The sequence below is a fragment of the Micromonospora sp. CNZ309 genome (assembly GCF_002846525.1).
The window spans coordinates 3,124,944-3,144,478 of the sequence record NZ_PJNG01000001.1 but is presented as its reverse complement, the minus strand read 5'-3'; the positions used below and the strand labels follow the sequence as shown (position 1 = coordinate 3,144,478).

Sequence of the window (19,535 nt, the reverse complement as noted above, 5' to 3'; positions counted from 1 at the left end):
TCCCGATCGAGATCCACCCTGAGCGACGACAGGAGGCCCGGTGGCCTTTCCGTACCCTCACAGCAGCCCGAGGCAGGCCCCGCACCTCGGCCCGGGAGCGCCCGCGGCCGGTCTCTACGACCCCGCGCAGGAGCACGACGCGTGCGGCGTGGCCTTCGTGGCGGACCTGCACGGACGGCGCTCGCACGCGGTCGTGGCCAACGGCCTCGACGCGCTCTGCCGGCTGGACCACCGGGGAGCCCGGGGCGCGGAACCGAACACGGGCGACGGCGCGGGCATCATGATCCAGATTCCGGACGCGTTCCTGCGCGCGGTGGTGGACTTCCCGCTGCCGCCCGCCGGCGAGTACGCCACCGGCCTGGTGTTCCTCCCCGACGACGACGCCGACGAGGCCCGCGCCCGCCGCGTGGTGGAGAAGTACGCGCTCGTGGAAGGCGCCCACCTGTTCGGCTGGCGGGACGTGCCGGTCGACCCGAGCGGGCTCGGCGAGACCGCCCTGGCGGCGATGCCCCGGGTCCGGCAGCTCTTCCTGGCCGCGCGCCGGCTCACCGACTCGCCGGCCGGGCCGGCCGGCTCGCCGCTGCGCGGCATCGAGCTGGAGCGGGTGGCGTTCTGCGTGCGTAAGCAGGCCGAGCGGGAGAGCGCCGAGCGGGGCGTGCCGGCCTACTTCCCGTCGCTGTCGGCGCGGACCATGGTCTTCAAGGGCATGCTGACCCCCGACCAGCTGCCGGCGTTCTATCCGGAGCTGACCGACGAGCGGGTGCAGAGCGCGATCGCGCTGGTGCACTCCCGCTTCTCCACGAACACGTTCCCGTCCTGGCCGCTGGCGCACCCGTACCGGCTCATCGCGCACAACGGCGAGATCAACACGATCCGCGGCAACCGGAACTGGATGCAGGCCCGCGAGGCACTCCTGCGCAGCCCGAACCTCCCCGGCAACATCCGCCGGGTCTTCCCGGTCTGCACCCCCGCCGCCTCCGACTCCGCGAACTTCGACGAGGTCCTGGAGTTGCTGCACCTGGCCGGGCGCAGCCTGCCGCACGCGGTGCTGATGATGATCCCCGAGGCGTGGGAGAACGACCCCGACATGGCCGCCGACAAGCGCGCCTTCTACCGCTTCCACGCGAGCCTCATGGAGCCGTGGGACGGGCCGGCGTCGGTCGCCTTCACCGACGGCGACGTCGTCGGCGCCGTGCTGGACCGCAACGGCCTGCGTCCGGGCCGCTGGTGGCGTACGGACGACGGGCTCGTGGTGCTCGGCAGCGAGGCGGGCGTGCTCGACCTCGACCCGGCCCGGGTGGTCGCCAAGGGCCGCCTCCAGCCGGGGAAGATGTTCCTGGTCGACACCGTCGCCGGCCGGATCGTGCACGACGAGGAGATCAAGGCCGAGCTGGCGGCCGAGCAGCCGTACGCCGACTGGCTGCACGCCGGCCTGATCGAGCTGACCGACCTGCCGCCGCGCGAGCACATCGTCTACACCCACGACTCGGTACGCCGCCGCCAGCAGGCCTTCGGCTACACCGAGGAGGAGCTGAAGATCCTGCTCGCGCCGATGGCGCGCACGGGCGCCGAGCCGCTCGGCTCGATGGGCACCGACACCCCGATCGCCCCGCTGTCCACCCGGCCCCGGCTGCTCTACGACTACTTCCATCAGCTCTTCGCGCAGGTCACGAACCCGCCGCTGGACGCCATCCGCGAGGAGCTGGTGACCAGCCTGGCGTCGACCATCGGGCCGGAGGGCAACCTGCTCGACCCCGGCCCGGCGAGCTGCCGGCAGATCGTGCTGCCGTACCCGGTGATCGACAACGACGAGCTGGCGAAGATCCTCTCCATCGACGAGGACGGCGACCTGCCCGGCTTCAAGGCGGTCCGGGTCTCCGGGCTCTACCGCCTGCGCGAGGGCGGCGCCGGCATCAAGGCCCGGCTGACGGAGATCTGCCGGCACGTCTCCGAGGCCATCGAGGACGGCGTACGCATCCTGGTGCTGTCGGACCGCGACTCCAACGCCGACCTCGCCCCCATCCCGTCGCTGCTGCTCACCGCAGCCGTGCACCAGCACCTGGTGCGCGAGCAGACCCGCACCCAGGTGGCGCTGATCGTCGAGTCGGGCGACTGCCGCGAGGTGCACCACGCGGCGGTGCTGATCGGCTACGGCGCGGCGGCCGTGAACCCCTACCTGGCCTTCGAGTCGGTGGAGGACATGATCTCCACCGGGGCGCTCGTCGGCGTCGAGCCGGCGAAGGCGGTCCGCAACTACGTCAAGGGCCTCGGCAAGGGCGTCCTGAAGATCATGTCGAAGATGGGCATCTCGACGGTGTCGTCGTACTGCGGGGCGCAGGTCTTCGAGGCCGTGGGGCTGGACGCCAAGCTCGTCCAGCGCTACTTCCGGGGCACCCCGAGCAAGATCGGCGGGATCGGGCTGGACGGCATCCACGCCGAGGTCGCCGCCCGGCACGCCGTGGCCTGGCCGCCGCCGGGCGCCGAGCCCACCGACCGGCTGGAGGTGGGCGGCGAGTACCAGTGGCGCCGCGAGGGCGAGCTGCACCTGTTCAACCCGGAGACGGTCTTCCTGCTCCAGCACGCCACCCGCAGCCGCCAGTACGACGTCTTCCGCCAGTACACGGCCAAGGTCGACGAGCTGGCCGCGAAGGCCGGCTCGCTGCGCGGCCTGTTCACCCTGCGTACGGGCGTGCGGCCTCCGGTGCCCCTCGACGAGGTCGAGCCGGCCACCGAGATCGTCAAGCGGTTCGCCACCGGCGCCATGTCGTACGGGTCGATCTCGGCGGAGGCGCACGAGACCCTGGCGATCGCGATGAACCGCCTCGGCGGCAAGTCCAACACCGGCGAGGGCGGCGAGGACGTCGAGCGGCTGCACGACCCGGCCCGCCGCTCGGCCGTGAAGCAGATCGCCAGCGGCCGGTTCGGGGTGACCAGCGAATACCTCGTCAACGCCGACGACCTCCAGATCAAGATGGCGCAGGGCGCCAAGCCCGGCGAGGGCGGGCAGCTGCCCGGCAACAAGGTCTGGCCGTGGATCGCCCGTACCCGCCATGCCACCCCCGGCGTCGGCCTGATCTCCCCGCCGCCGCACCACGACATCTACTCCATCGAGGACCTCGCGCAGCTCGTCCACGACCTGAAGTGCGTCAACCCGTCCGCGCGGGTGCACGTCAAGCTCGTCAGCGAGGTGGGCGTCGGCACCGTGGCGGCGGGCGTGGCCAAGCTCAAGGCCGACGTCATCCTGATCTCCGGCCACGACGGCGGCACCGGCGCCTCGCCGCTGAACTCGCTCAAGCACGCCGGCACCCCGTGGGAGCTGGGGCTGGCCGAGGCGCAGCAGACGCTGCTGCTCAACAAGCTGCGCGACCGGGTCACCGTGCAGGTCGACGGGCAGCTCAAGACCGGCCGCGACGTGCTGGTCGCGGCGCTGCTCGGCGCCGAGGAGTTCGGGTTCGCCACCGCGCCGCTGATCGTCGAGGGCTGCGTGATGATGCGCGTCTGCCACCTCGACACCTGCCCGGTCGGCATCGCCACCCAGAACCCGGTGCTGCGGGAACGCTTCACCGGCCGGCCGGAGTTCGTGGAGAACTTCTTCCTGTTCCTCGCCGAGGAGGTCCGCGGCTACCTGGCCGAGCTGGGCCTGCGGTCGATCGAGGAGGCCATCGGGCAGGCCGAGCTGCTCGACGTCGCCCCGGCGATCGCGCACTGGAAGGCCGGCGGGCTCGACCTGACCCCCGTGCTGCACCTGCCGGAGCTGCCGGCCGGGGCCGCGCGCCGGGGCGTACGGGCCCAGGACCACGGCCTGGAGCTGGCGCTGGACAACGAGCTGATCGCCCTGGCCGCCCCGGCGCTGCGCGACCGTACGCCGGTGCGGGTGGCGGTGGCGGTGCGCAACGAGCACCGCAGCGTCGGCGCGATGCTGGGCGGCGAGGTGACCCGCCGCTTCGGCGGGGCGGGCCTGCCCGCCGACACGATCGAGTTCACGCTGCGCGGCACCGCCGGCCAGTCCTTCGGCGCGTTCCTTCCGCACGGGGTCACCCTGCGGCTGCACGGCGACGCCAACGACTACGTGGGCAAGGGCCTCTCGGGCGGTCGGCTCGTCGTGCGGCCGGACGTCGCCGCCCCGTTCCTCGACGGCGACGCCGCGCCCGGGCAGCGGGCCGAGGACCAGATCATCGCCGGCAACACCATCCTCTACGGGGCCACCGCGGGCGAGTTGTTCCTGCGCGGCCGGGTGGGGGAGCGGTTCGCGGTGCGTAACTCCGGCGCGGTGGCCGTCGTCGAGGGCGTCGGTGACCACGGCTGCGAGTACATGACCGGCGGGACCGTGGTGGTGCTGGGACCGACCGGCCGCAACTTCGCCGCCGGCATGTCCGGCGGTACGGCCTTCGTGCACGCGCTGGACCGCCGGCGGGTGAACGCGGAGCTGGTCGACCTGGCGCCGCTGTCCGAGCCGGAGCAGGCAGTGCTGCACGAGTTGGTGCAGCGGCACTTCGCCGAGACCGACTCGACGGTCGCCGAGGGGCTGCTCAAGCGCTGGCCGGAGGCGGTGGCGGAGTTCACCGCCGTGGTGCCCCGCGACTACCGCCGGGTGCTGGAGATCATGCGGGCCGCCGAAGCCGCCGGCCGCGACGTCGACGACGCGGTGATGAGCGCACTGGCGGGCCCTGCCGCCTCGGCAGCGCAGCCGGCGCCTTCCGCTTCGTCTGTGCCGACCCTGCCCGCCTCGCGGGTGACGGTCCAGGAGGTGGCTCGTGCCTGACCCGAACGGTTTCCTGCGCTACGACCGGCGGCTGCCCGCGCGCCGCCCGGTGCCGGTGCGGATCAGCGACTGGCGCGAGGTGTACCCGCCGGCCGGCGAGGAGCTCATCCGCGAGCAGGCCACCCGCTGCATGGACTGCGGCATCCCGTTCTGCCACGACGGCTGCCCGCTGGGCAACCGCATCCCGGACTGGAACGACCTGGTCCGCACGGGCAACTGGGACGCCGCGGTGGACTCGCTGCACGCCACCAACAACTTCCCCGAGTTCACCGGCCGGCTCTGCCCGGCGCCCTGCGAGGCGGCCTGCGTGCTCGGCATCGGCGGCGGCGAGCCGGTCACCATCAAGCAGGTCGAGGTGGAGATCGCCGACGCGGCCGTCGCGCGGGGCGGGCTGTCGCCGCGCCCGGCGTCGACGCCGACCGGCCGGTCGGTCGCCGTGGTCGGCTCCGGGCCCGCCGGTCTCGCCGCCGCGCAGCAGCTCGCCCGCGCCGGTCACGCCGTGACGGTGTACGAGCGCGACGACGCGATCGGCGGCCTCCTGCGGTACGGCATCCCCGACTTCAAGCTGGAGAAGGTCCACATCGACCGGCGCGTGGCCCAGCTCTCCGCCGAGGGGGTGCGCTTCCGCACCGGGGTGGACGTCGGCGTCGACGTCACCGCCGAGCAGTTGCGCGCCGAGCACGACGCCGTGCTGCTCGCCTGCGGCGCGCTCCAGGGCCGGGACACCCCGCAGACGCCGGGGCGCGGGCTGCGCGGCGTGCACCAGGCGATGGACCACCTCGTGGCGGCCAACCGCGTGGTGGCCGCGGCGGCGGGCGGGCGGCCCGACACGGCGGTGCTGCCCGACGGCGACCCGATCGACGCGGCCGGCAAGCACATCGTGATCATCGGTGGCGGCGACACGGCGGCGGACTGCCTGGGCGTGGCGCACCGCCAGGGCGCGGCCGGCGTACACCAGCTGGACCTCTACCCGCAGCCGCCGCAGGCGCGCGACGAGGCCCGGGACCCGTGGCCGACCTGGCCGTGGCTGCTGCGCAGCTACCCGGCGCACGAGGAGGGCGGCGAGCGGGTCTTCGCCGTCGCCGTGCAGGAGTTCGTCGACGACGGCACCGGTCAGGTGCGCGCGGTGCGGATCGCCGAGGTGACCGTGGAGAAGCGGGACGGGCGGCGCATCGTCACCCCGCTGCCCGGCTCGGAGCGGGAGCTGCCGGCCGACCTGGTGCTGCTGGCCATCGGCTTCGAGGGCACCGAGGAGCAGCCGCTGCTCGACCAGTTCGGGGTCTCCCGCAACGCGCGTGGCGCGATCGACGCCCGGCCGGACTGGCAGACCGGCGTCGACGGCGTCTTCGTCGCCGGCGACATGCACCGGGGCGCCTCGCTGATCGTCTGGGCGATCGCCGAGGGCCGCGCCGCGGCTGCCGCCATCCACGCCCACCTGGGCGGGACGGGCACCCTGCCGGCCCCGGTGGACCCGGCCCGCCAGCCCCTCGTGGCTCGCTGACCACGGTCCGTCACCGACCCGCCCGCCCGCCCCCCCGTGGGCGGGCGGGTTTGTCGTTGACGGTGCTGTCGAAAGAGGTCGAGCCTGTTCCATTGATCTGGATGTTTCGTTAGTCTTACCGGCTAGTAACAACGATCACACCCCTGGCCACGCGCGCGGTCACCGGGCTCCACCACCCCCATGTCCCGTGGAGGTCCCATGCCCCACCGTCCGTTGGCGCGCGCCCTGCCCGCGCTGGTCACCCTTCTCACCGCCATCCTCGGCGCGGTCGCCGTCCCCGCCGCCGCCCAGGCTGCCGCCCCCCTGCACTACGTCGCCCTCGGTGACTCGTACTCCTCCGGCGTCGGCGCCGGCCCGTACGACTGGTCCGGCTGTCTGCGCAGCCAGAAGTCGTACGCCCCGCTGTGGGCCGCCGCGAACAACGTCGACAGCTTCCGCTTCCCCGCCTGCGGCGGCGCGGTCACCGCCGACGTCATCAACAACCAGGTCAGCTCCCTGAGCAGCACCACCACCCTGGTCACCATCACCATCGGCGGCAACGACGCCGGCTTCGCCGACGTGATCACCAGCTGCCGCCTCGGCAGCACCTCCGAGTGCACCAACGCGGTCAACGAGGCCAAGGCGTTCGCCACCGGCACGCTGCCCGGCCGGCTCGACCGCACCTACGCCGCGATCCGCGAGCGGGCCCCCAACGCCCGACTGATCGTGCTGGGCTACCCGCGCCTGTTCGAGACGAACTACTGCGGTCTGCTGGCGATGAGCACCTACAAGCGCACCATCCTGAACGAGGCCGCCGACACCCTCGCCGCCGTCACCTCCGCGCGGGCCGCCGCCGCCGGGGCCACCTTCGCCGACACCCGGCCCACCTTCGCCGGCCACGGCGTATGCGCCGCCACCCCGTGGATCCGTGACATCAGCGGCCTCATCGAGGCGTACCACCCGAACGCCGCCGGCTACCGCGACGGCTACCTGCCGGCGCTGAACGCCGTCACCCGCTGACCCACCAGGGGGCGGCCCGGCGGTCCACACCGGACCGGCGGGCCGCCCCCGCGGCGTGTCCCGTCGCTCCACACTGTCGTACCCTCGCCGCCGTCCGTTAGGGTTTGCCACGACCAGGGGCGCTCGGCGGAGGGGCAGAGGGTGGGCAGGCTCGCGTCGGCGTACGGGCAGGCGGTCGCCGCCCACCGGGCGGCCCGCATCCACCTCGACAACGCCCGCGCCGCGTGGCACGCCGCGCCACCGCCGGCCCCACCGGAGGCCGACCCCGATCTGGTCGCCCGGCTGGCCCGCGTCGGCGGCGCGCTCGCCGCCCCCGCCCCGGGCACCCCGCTGACCGGTACGCCCCTGCCGGTGCGCCTCGGTGAGGCGGTCACCGCAGGCGGCGGGTTCCCCGTGCTGGTGCCCCTCGGCGGCGGCCACCACCTGTCCATCGACGCCGACGCCCGTGACCCGCGTGCCGCCGCGCTGCTGCGGGCCGTCGTCCTGCGGATGCTGGCCACCGCGCCGCCCGGCGGGCTGCGGGTCGCCGGGCTCGACGCCGCCGCCCTCGGGGCCACCTTCGGGCCGCTGCGCCCGCTGGTCGACGCCGGGGTGCTCGATCCGCCCGCCATCACCGAGGCGGAGGTGGCCGCGCTGCTCGACGACGCGGAGCGGCACGCCCGCGCCGCCCGCGACGGCAAACGTGACGACCAGGAGCTGTTGCTGGTGGTGGCCGCGTTCGCCCCGCCGCCCCGCGAGGCCGCCCGGCTCGCCGCGCTCACCCACGCCGGCCCGGCCGCCGCCGTCTGCGTCCTGGTCGGCGGCTGGCAGTCCGGACCGTCGGTCACCCCACCACCGGCGCTTGGCACCACCACCGCGCTGCGCCTGACCCCCGACGGGTACGCCCACGTCGGCGACCCGCCGGGCGCGCCGTTCAGCGCCGACGGCACCGGGCTGGCCGTGCCGGTGCTGCTCGACGGTGATCCGCCGCCGGCGGCCGTGTCGGCCCTCGCGGGGCACCTCGACGCCGCCGTCCGCCGCCACGCCGTCGTGGGTTTCGCCGAGCTGCTGCCCCCGCACCGGTGGACGGAGTCCGGCCGGGCCGGCCTGCGTACCGTCGTGGGGCGCGCCGGCCGGGAATCCGTCTCGGTCGCCTTCGACGACGCCACCCCGCACTGGCTCGTCGGCGGGCGCACCGGCGGCGGCAAGACGGTCTTCCTGCTCGACGTCCTCTACGGGCTGGCCGCCCGCTATTCCCCGGCCGAGCTCCAGCTCTACCTGCTCGACTTCAAGGAGGGCGTGAGCTTCACCGAGTTCGTGCCGACCGAGCGCGACCCCGCCTGGCTGCCGCACGCCCGCACGGTGGGCATCGAGAGCGACCGCGAGTACGGCGTCGCCGTGCTGCGTGAGCTGCGCCGGGAGTTGCACCGCCGGGCCACCCTGCTCAAGCGGCACGGCGTCACGAAGCTCGCCGACCTGCCCGCCGACGTCGCTTCCCCCCGGGTCGTGGCGGTGGTCGACGAGTTCCAGGTGCTGCTGGCCGGCAGGGACGCCATCGCCCGGGAGTCGGTGGATCTGCTGGAGGAGTTGGCCCGCAAGGGCCGCTCCTACGGGGTGCACCTGGTGCTGGCCAGCCAGAGCACGACCGGTATCGAGTCCCTCTACGGGCGGGCCGAGGCCGTCTTCGGGCAGTTCGCCCTGCGGGTGGCGCTGCCCGGCGGCAGCGGCGTGCTCGACCGCGACAACCCCTCCGCCGCCACCCTGAGCGTCGGCACGGCCGTGCTCAACACCGCCGCGGGGGCCGCCGGTGCCGACACGGTCGTCCGCTTCCCGGACGCCCACGCCGAGACCGGCGTGCTGGCCCGGCTGCGCCACGAGCTGTGGCAGACCCGCCCGGCGGGTGCCCGCCCGCCGTCGGTGTTCCGGGGCTACGAGGGGGCCCGCGTCGAGGAGGACGCCACGTTCGCCGGTCTGCGCCCCGGCGGCCGGCGTCCCCTGGCGCTGGTCGGCCGCACCGTCGACATCGACGGCACGTCTGCGCTGTTCATGATGGACACCAGCCCCGGCCGGCACCTGGCAGTCGTGGGCACCGCCGTCACCGCCGCCGAGGTGCTGCGCGCGGCCACGCTCAGCCTCGCCCGCCAGCACGGCCCCGGCGAGGTACGGTTCCTGCTCGCACCCCTCGTGGCCGCCGCCGACACGGTCGTCGACGACACCGTCGCCGCGTTGGTGGCTGCCGGCCACACCGTGGAACGCCTCGACGCGCACGCCCTGCGCGACCGTGTCGTGTCGCTGGCCGCGCCCCCGCCCGGCCCGGCGGCGTCGGGTGTCCCGGCGCCCGCGACCAGCCCGGCGACGCTGACCAGTGGCGGGCCGGCCCGCAGCTATCTGGTCGTGTTCGGGATGGACGCCGCCTCCGCCGTGTTCGCCGCCGTCGATCCGGTGACGTTCCGGTCCGCCCACGAGGACCTGCGCGCCCTGCTGCGTCAGGGGCCGGGGCGGGGCGTGCACCTGCTGGGCTGGTGGCGCGGCCTGCGCCGGCTCGCCGACGACCTTGGCGGCACCCAGAACCGCGACGACGTGGCCTGCCTGGTCGCGCTGAACGTGACCGGCGCCGAGCTGGGGCTGCACCTGGGCGTGCACGATCTGGCCTACCAGCCGCGCGCCGACCGGGCGCTGCTGGTCGACCGCCACGACCAGCGGGTACGCCTCATCGTGCCGTTCACTCGCGACGGGCACCCGCCGGACGAGGAGAGCTGAGTGGCCACCTTCGAGGACTACGCGGCGCTGGCCCGGCACCTCGCCGCGCAGCGGCGGGCCGGCGAGCAGGGCGCCGCCACCGAGGCGGCCCGTCGCCGTGACCTGCGCGCCGCCGTCGACTACCTCGAACGCCGGCTCACCGCGCAGGGGCAGCGCCTCGACCAGCTCGGTCACACGATCGGCTGCCCACCCCCGCCTCCCGGCCAGCCGGCCCCCGGCGCCGCGCCGGGCGGCCCGATGCCGGCTGCGCCGACGCCGGGCGGCCCGATGCCGGCTGCGCCGACGCCGGGCGGCCCGATGCCGGCTGCGCCGACGCCGGGCGGCCCGATGCCGGCTGCGCCGACGCCGGGCGGCCCGATGCCGGCTGCGCCGACGCCGGGCGGCCCGATGCCGGCTGCGCCGACGCCGGGCGGCCCGATGCCGGCTGCGCCGACGCCGGGCGGGCCGGTGGCGGCTGCGCCCACCTCGGGCGGCCTGTCGGCCGTCGGGGTGCCGTCGGCCGGGCAGCCCCACGGGTTGCCGCAACCGGGGGCGGGGTCGACCGGCGGCGCAGCCGCCGCGCCGGGGCGGCCGGAGGTCGGGGCGTACCCCCAGGGGAGCCTGGGGGAGACGGCGCTGGCGGTGCCGGGCGGGGTGCCCGCGCCGCGCGCCGGGGAGCTGGACCCGGCGGCGGAGCTGGAGTCGGCGCGACGCTGGGCCGACGAGGCCGACCGGCTGGGCCAGCAGGTCGAGCTGACGGCCCAGCGCCCGGCGCTGCTGCCGACCTGGTCGGCGATGGCCCGGGCGCTCGCCGTCTATCTCGGCTGTGCCGGCGTCGGCGTGCTGCTGATGCTGGTCATGGTGCTCGCCTCCGGCGTCGGGGCGCTCGGCCTCGGCACGCTCTACACGTGGATGTGCGCCGGGCTGCCCGCCGTGTCGCTGATCGCCGGGTGGCTCATCCTCGGTCGCTGGGGCACCCCCGCCGTGGTCGCCGGCACGCCGCCGCGCTACCCCCTGCTGGGCATCCTGGTCTGTTTCCTGGCCGTTCCGCTGGCCTACTGCGGCTACCTGCTGATGTTCCGCGCCGTGCGTTGACGCCGCGCTGTCGCGCCGGGCGGCGGTCGGCGGTGAAGCCGGTGATCAGATGGTGAAGCCGCCGTCGACGTTGACCGTCGCCCCGGTGATGTAACGGCCGTCGGGGCTGGCGAGGAACGCCACCGCGGCGGCCACGTCGGCTGGCGTCGCGTAGTGACCCAGGGCGGTGAACCCGTTGATCGTGTCGGAGCCCGGGCCGTCGGCCGGGTTCAGTTCGGTGTCCGTGGGACCCGGATTTACCAGGTTGACCGTGATCTGCCTGCCGCCGAGTTCGCGTCCGAGTGCCTTGGTCAGGCCGATCAGCGCGGTCTTGCTCATCGCATACAGCGAGAAGCCCGGGAACACCGCTCGCTCGGCGACGTTGCTTCCGATGTTGATGATCCGCCCACCGGCTGACAGGTGGCGCACCGCAGCCTGCGAGGCGATGAACGGCGCGCGGATGTTGACCGCGACGGTCTGTTCGAAATCCTTCAGGCTCAGTTGCTCGACCGGTCCGAGTAGGAAGGCGCCGGCGTTGTTGACCAGGATGTCCAACCGGCCCAGCTCACCGGCAACCCGGTCGACTGCGGCAACGACCGCCCCGGGGTCGGCGCTGTCCGCCTGGACGGCGATCGCCCGACGTCCAGCGGCCTTGATCTGGTCCACCGTGTCGTCGGCGCGCTGCTGATTCCGCTCAAACGTGAGCGCCACATCGGCGCCCTCCTGGGCCAGGCGAAGCGCGACAGCAGCGCCGATGCCGCGGCCCCCGCCGGTTACCAACGCCACCTTGCCGTCAAGTTCATTGGTCATGACGGAGAGCCTGGTCGACGTGGGTTCACTTGTCTGGCGGTGATCGGCCGTCGCGTTCACGCCCCCACCCGAGCGGCGCATCCGGATCTGCCGCTGGGCGAGCAGTCTGGCCGACTGACCAGATAGTCGATGGGCGACCGATGTGCTGCCGAGGCGATCCAGGTGCGGGCCTGACGTCACGCCCCCAGGATCGGGTATCCACCGTACGCCGCTGCCCGGCCCCGAGGCTGCCTGGTTGGTGCACCGTCCTGCGGACACCTGGACCGGCTTGACGCTGCCCCATCCCGAGTCGTCACCCTCCATGCTCATCGGTCTCAGCGCCGAACGCATCGTGCTGCGACGGCTGGCCGGTGATGACCTCGCCGTCTGGGAGCGGCAGACCGACGCCGGTCACCAGGTCGACCTGCACGTCCATGTCATGCGGGGCGAGCGGCTGACCGACCTCGCCGCGCTGCGTGAGTTCCTCGCCGAATACCACGAGCGTGACCCCGCCGACTGGTCGTTGACCGAGTTCCCGCACGGTGACACCGCGGGGCTTCATGACGACTCCCAGGCGTTCTGGTTGGCCGAGCCTGGCGTCGCCGTCAACGTGCTGGTCGACCCCGCTCAGGTGGACCGGGGGCAGTTGCTGGCGACGACGCTTGCCGTTGGGGCTGTCGGGGCACCGGGTCGAACCTGACGGTCGCCTCGGTGAACCCTGGAGACTTCCGCACCAACCAGCACTTCACGCTCAAGCAGAACCCACTGCGCCGCGAACACCTCCAGGACTTCGTGGACTGCTACCTGCCGGGCAAGGACCGCTCCGAGCGGGTCGAGACCGAGCGGTTCCGGGCGTTCACCTATGACGAGCTGATCGCCCGCGACAAGGTGAACCTCGACATCACCTGGCTGAAGGACGCCTCCCTGGAGGACGCCGACGCGCTGCTGCCGCCCGAGGTGATCGCACAGGAGATCGTGGAGGACCTCCAGGCGGCCCTGCGTGAGTTCGCCGCCATCGCCGACGCACTCGGGCGGCGTAGTGCCGATCCGAGCTGAGCCCGCGCGCCACCAGCTTCCCTGTCGCTCTGCGGCTTGCTCTTGCGGTCCCTGTCGAGCTGCCCCATTCATGCGACCACCCTCCGAACCCGGACGACGACGTGCCCGCTTGGTCGTGGCATGCCCAGCCAGCGGGGCTGCTGCTGGTGCTCGGCCACGCCTCGGCCGGCACGGGTGGAACACCAGGGGTGTCACCACGGCCAGGAGACACCCCTGGTGTTCCACCCGTGTTCGTGCCGCTGGTCGGCGCGGGCGGTGACCACGAGTCGGGCGGTTCGTCGTGGGGGAGGGCGGCGCAGGGTGACTGCGGCGGCAGAAACCCCGGGACCGTCACGGCCTCGTGAACCTGATGTGGGTGACGCCGGTGGGCGTCGAGACCGCCTCAATGTCGTAGCCCGTTTCCAGAGCCTCCAGGCCGTCCCACAGCCGCACCCCCCGGCCGAGCACGATCGGCACCTGCACCAGGTGGATGTGGTCGACGAGCCCTGCCGCGATGAAGTCGCGGGCGACGGTCGGGCCGCCGCCGACGCGTACGTCCTTGCCGGCTGCTGCCTCGCGCGCGACGGCGAGGGCCTCGGCCGGCGAGGCATCGAGGAAGTGGAACGTCGTGCCGCCGGCCATCTCGATCGGCGGGCGCGGCTTGTGGGTCAGCACGAAGGTCGGCGTGTGGAACGGCGGGTTGGAGCCCCACCATCCCTTCCAGCCGGCGTCGTCCTGCCAGCCCGGGGGCCCGAACTTGCCCGCGCCCATGATCTCGGCGCCGATGCCGGGCTCGTGCTGCTGGGCGAACGCGTCGTCGGTGCCGCCGGTGCCGCCCTTGCGTCCCATGATCGAAGCGCCGAAGCGGGTGGCGAACATCCACTCGTGCAGCCGGGTGCCGGCGTGGCCCATGGGGGTGTCGAGGGCCTGGCCCTCGCCGGCGGCGAACCCGTCCAGCGACACGGAGAGGTTGTGGATGCGGGTCCGGCTCATCTGCGCGCTCCGTCTGCTCGGCTGCTTCGCGGACCTCGGCACTCATTGCTCCCGTGCGGCCCAGCATCGTCCGAGGGTAGTTGGCCCGTGACTGTCAGGGCGAGCGGACCGGCATCCAGTCCGTGAACCGCCGGTGCAGATCCGTCGACTGCACGCCGGGGTCGTGCTCGGCGAGCTGGGCGGCGGCCTCCTCCCGCAGCGTCACGAGGTGGGCCATGAGCCCCGGCATGTCGCCCCGGTACCTCGCGAGGAGAAGCAGCTTCGCCGCCGAACAGGGCCAGGCGATCCCGCAGGCCCGGCAGCGCCACGTCGGGCGGGACGGTACATGGTGGCGGACAGACGTCCTCACTGGCCGGTCCCCGCGTTGTGCCGGGCCGGAGCGCGCCGCTGCGCCGAGGGTGTACGCACGGCCGAGGGCGCCTGCGTGGGGCGCATCCCGTCGGGCCGCACGTACAGCTCGCGTTGCTCGACCGCGTCGCCGCGCGCGTCGAGCTGGTACGCCTCGATCCACGTCCAGCCGTGGTAGGTGACCAGGTCGGTACGCTCGCGGATCACCCGTACCGTGATCGGCGTGGCGAACTGCGGCGACGCCTCGCGCGTCAGCAGGTAAACACCGGGGCTGACCCGGGGCGTCCCGTCCTCGCGGGTGCGGGGCGTCGCGGCGGCGGGGCGCGTCGCCCAGCGCGACGCCGGCACGGCATTCGCGGGCCTCGGCACGGGCACGGACGCCTCCTTCCGTCGGTGAGTTGGAACGGGGGTCGCTGCGGATGGTCGCCAGCGGCGACCCCCGCGAAGTGCGCGCCCGCAGGGTCGGGGGGACCGATTCCGCCGGGCGCGCCGTCCTCCTTCCACCCTGGACGAACGCCCCCTAGGCTCGGAACAGTCACCGGTCGATCGCGGAACGTAGTGCGCGGTCCCGGGTTGACGGGGAACTGTGCGGAGGGTCGTGGAAGGGCGTGGAGGCCGTGGGAATCTCGCCGTCGGAGTACCTGCTTCGTGAGCTGAGGCGGCGTCGGGCCGCCGCCGGCTTGACCCAGGCGCAGCTCGGTGAGCTGGTCTTCTGCTCGGACTCCCAGGTGAGCGCGATCGAGACCGGGACGAAGCCACCGACCGCGCCCTACCTGACCGCCGTCGACAAGGCGCTGGACACCGGCGGATACTTCGCGACGCTCTGGAACGAGCTGGTCAAGGGCGACGCCGCGCCAATCTGGCTGCGCGAGTGGATACAGATCGAACGGGAGGCGACCGCGCTGCGCTGGTACGAGCACGCATTCGTGCCGGGACTTCTCCAGACCGAGGCGTACGCGCGAGCGACCTTCCGGGCGGCGCGAACACCGGTAGCTGAGTTGGATCAGCGGGTAGCCGCGCGGATGGAACGGCAGGAGGTGCTCGCCCGCCTGCCGAGCCCTCGGCTCTTCGTGGTGCTGGACGAGATGGTCGTCCGGCGGGCGTGCGGCGGTCCCGACGTGATGGTCGAGCAGCTCGAACACCTGCTGACCTGCGCCGAACAGCCGCATATCCAGGTGCAGATCGTGCCGCTGTCTGCTGGTATCTACTCAGGACTGGCCGGAGCGTTCATCCTGGCCGACCTGCCCGACGGCTCGCGTGCGGGCTGTGTGGACCATCAGTTGGAGTCGCAGACCACCGGGCAGCCTGAAGCGATTGCCCGCGTTGGGCTCGCGTGGGACGCTGTCCGCGGCGAAGCCCTCCCGCTGAGGCAATCACTTGACGTGCTCAAGGAGGCGGCGAAGACATGGACATCCTGACCGGTGCACGATGGCGCAAGTCGTCCCGTTCGTCCACCAACGGCGGCACCTGCGTCGAGGTGGCCGACAACCTGCCCGGCGTCGTGGGCGTACGGGATTCGAAGGACCCCACCGGCCCCGCGCTGACCTTCACCCCGACCGCCTGGCGGGCCTTCGTCGCCCGACTCGGCGACCTCGCCTGACGAACAACCCGACGAAGCAAGCTCAGCCTGTCGGCGCGCGGACGCGCCTGCCCGTCAGAAGTCGGTGAGCAGCAGCCAGTCGTCGTCCTGCCGGGTGACAGCGGTGCCCTCGGGCCAGACGTGCGGGGCGGCGGCCGTCAATGCCCGAGCCGCTCCAGGGCGTGCAGGCCGCCCAGGCGGACGACGAGCACCAGCCACCACGGCATCACCCGCAGCGGCTCTTCGCGGGGCGGTGTCGGGCGCACGGGTCACAGCATGCCACCGCGCCCCGGCCGGCGCGGGGCACCGTCCGTCGTGGACGGATGCCGTCGGGAATGCCGGTTTGTGCTCCCGGCGCGACAAGAGGTTACCGAGCCGTAACTTGTGATTGACGTTTGCGGATTACGGCCATCATCATCGTCACCACGATCGATCGGAACCACCCCACCCCCACCCCCGTACCACCGGGTTCCTCCATGGGAGGTGCAGCTTTGCTGCTCCGAAAGATCGTCCCCGTCCTCGCAGTCACGGTCGCCGCCGTGCTCGCCGCCCCCACCACCGCCGCTGTCGCGGCCCCCGACCGGCCCGCGGCCATCGCCCACACCGCTCCCGCCCCCGCCCCCGCCCCCGCCCCCGCCCCCGCCCCCGCCGGGGAACGCGTCACCAGCACCGCCGCCGAGATCGCCGCCGCCGCGGCAGGCAACCCCGTCATCGTCGTCGGCGGCCTCAGCGGCATCGCCTCCGCGTACGGGCCGCTGGCTTCCCGGCTGCGCGTCGACGGGTACCGGGTCTGGGTCTACCAGCTGCCCAACCTCGGGCTCGGCGACATCCCCACCTCGGCCCGCGCGTTCAGCAGCTTCGTCGCGCAGGTCCGCGCCTCGACCGGCGCGGCCAAGGTCGACGTCGTCGCCCACTCCGAGGGCGGCCTGGTGTCCCGGTACTTCATCAAGAACCTGGGCGGGACCAGCAGCATCGGTCGCTACGTCAGCCTCGGCACCCCGCAGTACGGCACGTACGTGGCCAACATCGTGAAGTTCCTCGGCCTGGGCAGCTGCGCCGGCATCGTCGCCTGCCAGCAGATGTCGATCGGCTCGTCGTTCCTCACCGGCCTCAACTCGGGCGACGACACCCCCGGCACGGTCCGCTGGACGGCGGTGCGCACCATCCAGGACGAGCTGGTGCGGCCCGTCGACAACGCCAAACTGGCCGACGGAGCGACCAACGTGCTGATCCAGTCGGCGTGCCCCCTGCGGGTCGTCGGGCACCTCGGCCTGGTGCTCGACGGCACCACCTACACGGTGATCCGGCAGGCCCTTCGCGACCAGCCGATCCGCCCCAACTGCTTCGCCCTGTAGCGCTCGCGTGGGGCGGCCGGCCGCGCGCCGCCCGCCCCCGCGCGTCGTCAGGCGGCCTTGGCGAGAGCCGCGTACTCGTCGTCGGTCAGCCGCACCTCGGCGGCGGCCACGTTCTCCTCCAGGTGCGCCACCGACGAGGTGCCCGGGATCGGCAGCATCACCGGCGACCGGCGTAGCAGCCAGGCGAGGGCGAGCTGCGCGGGCGTCGCGCCGTGCCCGGTGCTGATCTCGTCCAGCGGGCCGCCGGGCCGGGCCAGGTCGCCGGTGGCGATCGGGAACCAGGGGATGAACGCGAGGCCGTTGCGCTCGCAGTGCTCCAGGACGGCCTCCGCGCTGCGGTCCGCCAGGTTGTAGAGGTTCTGCACGGAGACGATCGGGGTGACGGCGCGGGCCGCCTCGATCTGCTCGACGCTCACCTCGGACAGCCCGATGTGCCGGATCTTGCCCTCCTGCTTGAGCAGGGCCAGCTCCCCGAGCTGGTCGGCGAGCGGCACCTGCGGGTCGATCCGGTGCAGCTGGTAGAGCCCGATGCTGTCCAGGCCGAGGTGGCGCAGGCTCAGCTCGCACTGCTGGCGCAGGTATTCCGGGCGCCCCACCGGGCGCCAGTCGTTGGGGCCGGAGCGGGTCAGGCCGGCCTTGGTCGCGATGACCAGGTCGTCGGCGTACGGGTGCAGCGCCTCCCGGATCAGCATCTCGCTGACGAAGGGCCCGTAGGAGTCGGCCGTGTCGATGAACGTCACGCCCAGCTCGTACGCCCGGCGCAGCACCCGTACGGCCTCGGCCGGGTCCTTCGGGTCGCCCCACACACCCGGGCCGGTGAGCTGCATCGCCCCGTAGCCGAGCCGGTCGACCTGGAGGTCGCCCCCGATCCGGTACGTCCCCGAGGCCTTCGCGGGCTGCTTGCCGGCGTCGTTCGCCATGCGTGGATTCCCCATCCTGTTCGTTCGTCTCCGGCGGCCGATTCAACCACCGCCGAGAGGCACTTTCCCGCCGAACGCCGCACCCACCAGGACCGGGGCGGATCGAGACCGGGATCACCCGCCCCCGGGCCGCACGTGCGTCGGGGCCGGCACGTGGTCGAGGTGGGTGTCGCGGAAGGGCCGGGTGAGCGGGCACGGGTCCAGCCCCAGCGCCTCGAGGATCGCCCGGTGCCGGCACTCGGCGAACAGCCGGGGCGCGTCGTCGAGCGGCACCTCCCCGCGCAGCGCCGCGCCGAGCGCGACGATGTCGACCGCCCCGACCCCCAGCGGCGCGAACACGGCCGGGTCGTCCCCGCTCGGGCCGGGCGGCGGCGGAGCGTCCAGCGGGTGGAGCGTGCCGTCGAAGCCGGCGAGGACCTCGTTGTCGTCGTCGTCCCAGTATTCCGTCACCCAGCCCCCGTCGGAGAGGTAGCGGTGCACCTCCCGGCCGCCGGCGTGCACCGTGGCCCGCATGACGCTGGAGTCGAAGACGTCGAAGGTGACCGCCGGCTCGCGCGTGAGCAGGGTGATCAACTGCGCCAGGTCGTCGACCTCGGCGTAGCCGCTCTCCTCTTCCTCGCGCGGGACGACCGCCCACCGGCGCTCGCCGACGGGCGTCACGTACGCCTCCGTGCCGACGTCGGTCAGGACCCGGCGGATCTGCGCCAGCCCGCCCAGGGCCAGGATCGTCTGGTAGCTCGTGCCCACGCCCGGCAGCCTAGGGCGGGGATGGGACAGCCTTCCGCCGCCGAGCGACCGATTGCCGGCGGAGCCGGCAGGCGAAACGGCGCGAGCGGGCCGGCAGAGCAGCGCGAGCGGGAGAGCGAAACGGCGCGAGCGGGCCGCAACCGGGCCGGGTCGCGGACCAAGTTCGCCGGAGCACCCGTGCCGGCCGGCTGCCCGTGCGACGCTGGGCCGTGCCGGCTCGACGTCGACCACCGGGCGCTCGCCCGCCAGTCGACCGAGCGCACGTCGCCGCGTGCGGCGCGACGCGGGAGGGAACGCCATGACGGGAGTGCCGCAGGTCGACTTCGCGCTCGACACGTACGAGTGCATCGTGCTGTATCCCGGCGCGGCCGGGCGGGCGCTGCCGGCGGAGACGGTGCAGCGGTTGCAGGCCGAGCACCTCGCGCACATGCAGGCCCTGCAACGACGGGGGATCATCCTGATCGCCGGCTCGGTCGACGGCCCGGCCCGCGAACCGGACCCGCCGATCGGCTTCGGCCTGGCCCGCACCGGCTCGGTGGACGACGTGCGCAGCGTGATGGAGGCCGACCCGGCCGTCCAGGCGGGGCTCTACCGGGTGGACGTGATGACCTTCCTCTGCCCGGAGGGCTCGCTGGAGTTCCCGCTCGTCAAGACACAGAGCTGAACCGCCCACCGACACGTCGACGACGCTTCCGGCCGGCTGCGGCGCCGAGCT

17 protein-coding genes are annotated in these 19,535 nt (G+C 73.7%); 11 read left to right on the top strand and 6 right to left on the bottom strand.

What is annotated here, in order from left to right:
* Positions 1 to 40 precede the first annotated feature (40 nt).
* The 5 genes from gltB to CLT72_RS32770 all read left to right on the top strand — a co-directional run bounded on the left by gltB (position 41) and on the right by CLT72_RS32770 (position 11,075).
* Positions 41 to 4,762, top strand: coding sequence for a glutamate synthase large subunit (gltB, locus tag CLT72_RS12600; RefSeq protein ID WP_101411794.1), 4,722 nt, complete (start codon positions 41 to 43; stop codon positions 4,760 to 4,762).
* The gene (locus CLT72_RS12595; RefSeq protein ID WP_101411792.1) at positions 4,755 to 6,263 is read left to right on the top strand and encodes a glutamate synthase subunit beta; all 1,509 of its coding nucleotides are present in this window, start codon (positions 4,755 to 4,757) and stop codon (positions 6,261 to 6,263) included. The genes gltB and CLT72_RS12595 overlap by 8 nt, the downstream gene beginning before the upstream one ends.
* Before the next feature lie 198 nt (positions 6,264 to 6,461).
* Positions 6,462 to 7,262, top strand: coding sequence for an SGNH/GDSL hydrolase family protein (locus CLT72_RS12590; protein ID WP_101411791.1), 801 nt, complete (start codon positions 6,462 to 6,464; stop codon positions 7,260 to 7,262).
* 141 nt (positions 7,263 to 7,403) lie between these two features.
* A complete protein-coding gene (locus tag CLT72_RS12585) occupies positions 7,404 to 10,001 on the top strand; it encodes an FtsK/SpoIIIE domain-containing protein (protein WP_101411789.1) in 2,598 nt (865 codons plus the stop codon).
* A complete protein-coding gene (locus CLT72_RS32770; protein ID WP_486484257.1) occupies positions 10,002 to 11,075 on the top strand; it encodes a hypothetical protein in 1,074 nt (357 codons plus the stop codon).
* Positions 11,076 to 11,120: 45 nt separating this feature from the next.
* On the opposite strand, the gene CLT72_RS12575 is transcribed toward CLT72_RS32770, so the two are convergent.
* The gene (locus CLT72_RS12575) at positions 11,121 to 11,864 is read right to left on the bottom strand and encodes an SDR family NAD(P)-dependent oxidoreductase (RefSeq protein WP_101411787.1); all 744 of its coding nucleotides are present in this window, start codon (positions 11,862 to 11,864) and stop codon (positions 11,121 to 11,123) included.
* A 301-nt stretch (positions 11,865 to 12,165) separates the two neighbouring features.
* On the opposite strand from CLT72_RS12575, the gene CLT72_RS12570 reads away from it, so the two are divergent.
* Positions 12,166 to 12,543, top strand: a complete 378-nt coding sequence (locus CLT72_RS12570; protein ID WP_101411785.1) for a hypothetical protein — start codon at positions 12,166 to 12,168, stop codon at positions 12,541 to 12,543.
* Positions 12,544 to 12,554: 11 nt separating this feature from the next.
* Positions 12,555 to 12,899 carry a hypothetical protein gene (locus CLT72_RS12565; RefSeq protein WP_199184562.1) on the top strand — a complete coding sequence of 115 codons (345 nt, stop codon included), beginning with the start codon at positions 12,555 to 12,557 and terminating at the stop codon, positions 12,897 to 12,899.
* Between the two features lie 330 nt (positions 12,900 to 13,229).
* Here CLT72_RS12565 and CLT72_RS12560 read toward each other — a convergent pair whose 3' ends face one another.
* The 3 genes from CLT72_RS12560 to CLT72_RS12550 form a co-directional block, all read right to left on the bottom strand.
* Positions 13,230 to 13,871, bottom strand: coding sequence for a dihydrofolate reductase family protein (locus CLT72_RS12560; RefSeq protein ID WP_101411783.1), 642 nt, complete (start codon positions 13,869 to 13,871; stop codon positions 13,230 to 13,232).
* A 94-nt stretch (positions 13,872 to 13,965) separates the two neighbouring features.
* Positions 13,966 to 14,100 (bottom strand): hypothetical protein, encoded by a 135-nt coding sequence (locus CLT72_RS32765; RefSeq protein ID WP_350821340.1) that lies wholly within the window; start codon positions 14,098 to 14,100, stop codon positions 13,966 to 13,968.
* Positions 14,101 to 14,216: 116 nt separating this feature from the next.
* Entirely contained in the window at positions 14,217 to 14,594 is a 378-nt protein-coding gene (locus CLT72_RS12550) for a hypothetical protein (RefSeq protein ID WP_350821339.1), read from the bottom strand.
* Between the two features lie 233 nt (positions 14,595 to 14,827).
* Between CLT72_RS12550 and CLT72_RS12545 the strand changes: the two genes are divergently transcribed.
* The 3 genes from CLT72_RS12545 (at position 14,828) to CLT72_RS12535 (ending at position 17,153) form a co-directional block, all read left to right on the top strand.
* Positions 14,828 to 15,637, top strand: a complete 810-nt coding sequence (locus CLT72_RS12545) for a Scr1 family TA system antitoxin-like transcriptional regulator (RefSeq protein WP_101411780.1) — start codon at positions 14,828 to 14,830, stop codon at positions 15,635 to 15,637.
* Positions 15,625 to 15,819 carry a DUF397 domain-containing protein gene (locus tag CLT72_RS12540; RefSeq protein WP_101411778.1) on the top strand — a complete coding sequence of 65 codons (195 nt, stop codon included), beginning with the start codon at positions 15,625 to 15,627 and terminating at the stop codon, positions 15,817 to 15,819. The genes CLT72_RS12545 and CLT72_RS12540 overlap by 13 nt, the downstream gene beginning before the upstream one ends.
* A 470-nt stretch (positions 15,820 to 16,289) precedes the next feature.
* Complete coding sequence (locus CLT72_RS12535; RefSeq protein ID WP_101411776.1) at positions 16,290 to 17,153, top strand: alpha/beta fold hydrolase; 864 nt, start codon at positions 16,290 to 16,292, stop codon at positions 17,151 to 17,153.
* 47 nt (positions 17,154 to 17,200) lie between these two features.
* Here the strand turns inward: CLT72_RS12535 and CLT72_RS12530 are convergent, their stop codons facing one another.
* Positions 17,201 to 18,073, bottom strand: a complete 873-nt coding sequence (locus tag CLT72_RS12530) for an aldo/keto reductase (protein ID WP_101411774.1) — start codon at positions 18,071 to 18,073, stop codon at positions 17,201 to 17,203.
* 114 nt (positions 18,074 to 18,187) lie between these two features.
* Positions 18,188 to 18,820 (bottom strand): hypothetical protein, encoded by a 633-nt coding sequence (locus CLT72_RS12525; RefSeq protein WP_101411772.1) that lies wholly within the window; start codon positions 18,818 to 18,820, stop codon positions 18,188 to 18,190.
* Between the two features lie 298 nt (positions 18,821 to 19,118).
* Here CLT72_RS12525 and CLT72_RS12520 point away from each other — a divergent pair, with 298 nt between their 5' ends.
* Entirely contained in the window at positions 19,119 to 19,484 is a 366-nt protein-coding gene (locus CLT72_RS12520) for a YciI family protein (RefSeq protein ID WP_088999297.1), read from the top strand.
* Positions 19,485 to 19,535: the final 51 nt, after the last annotated feature.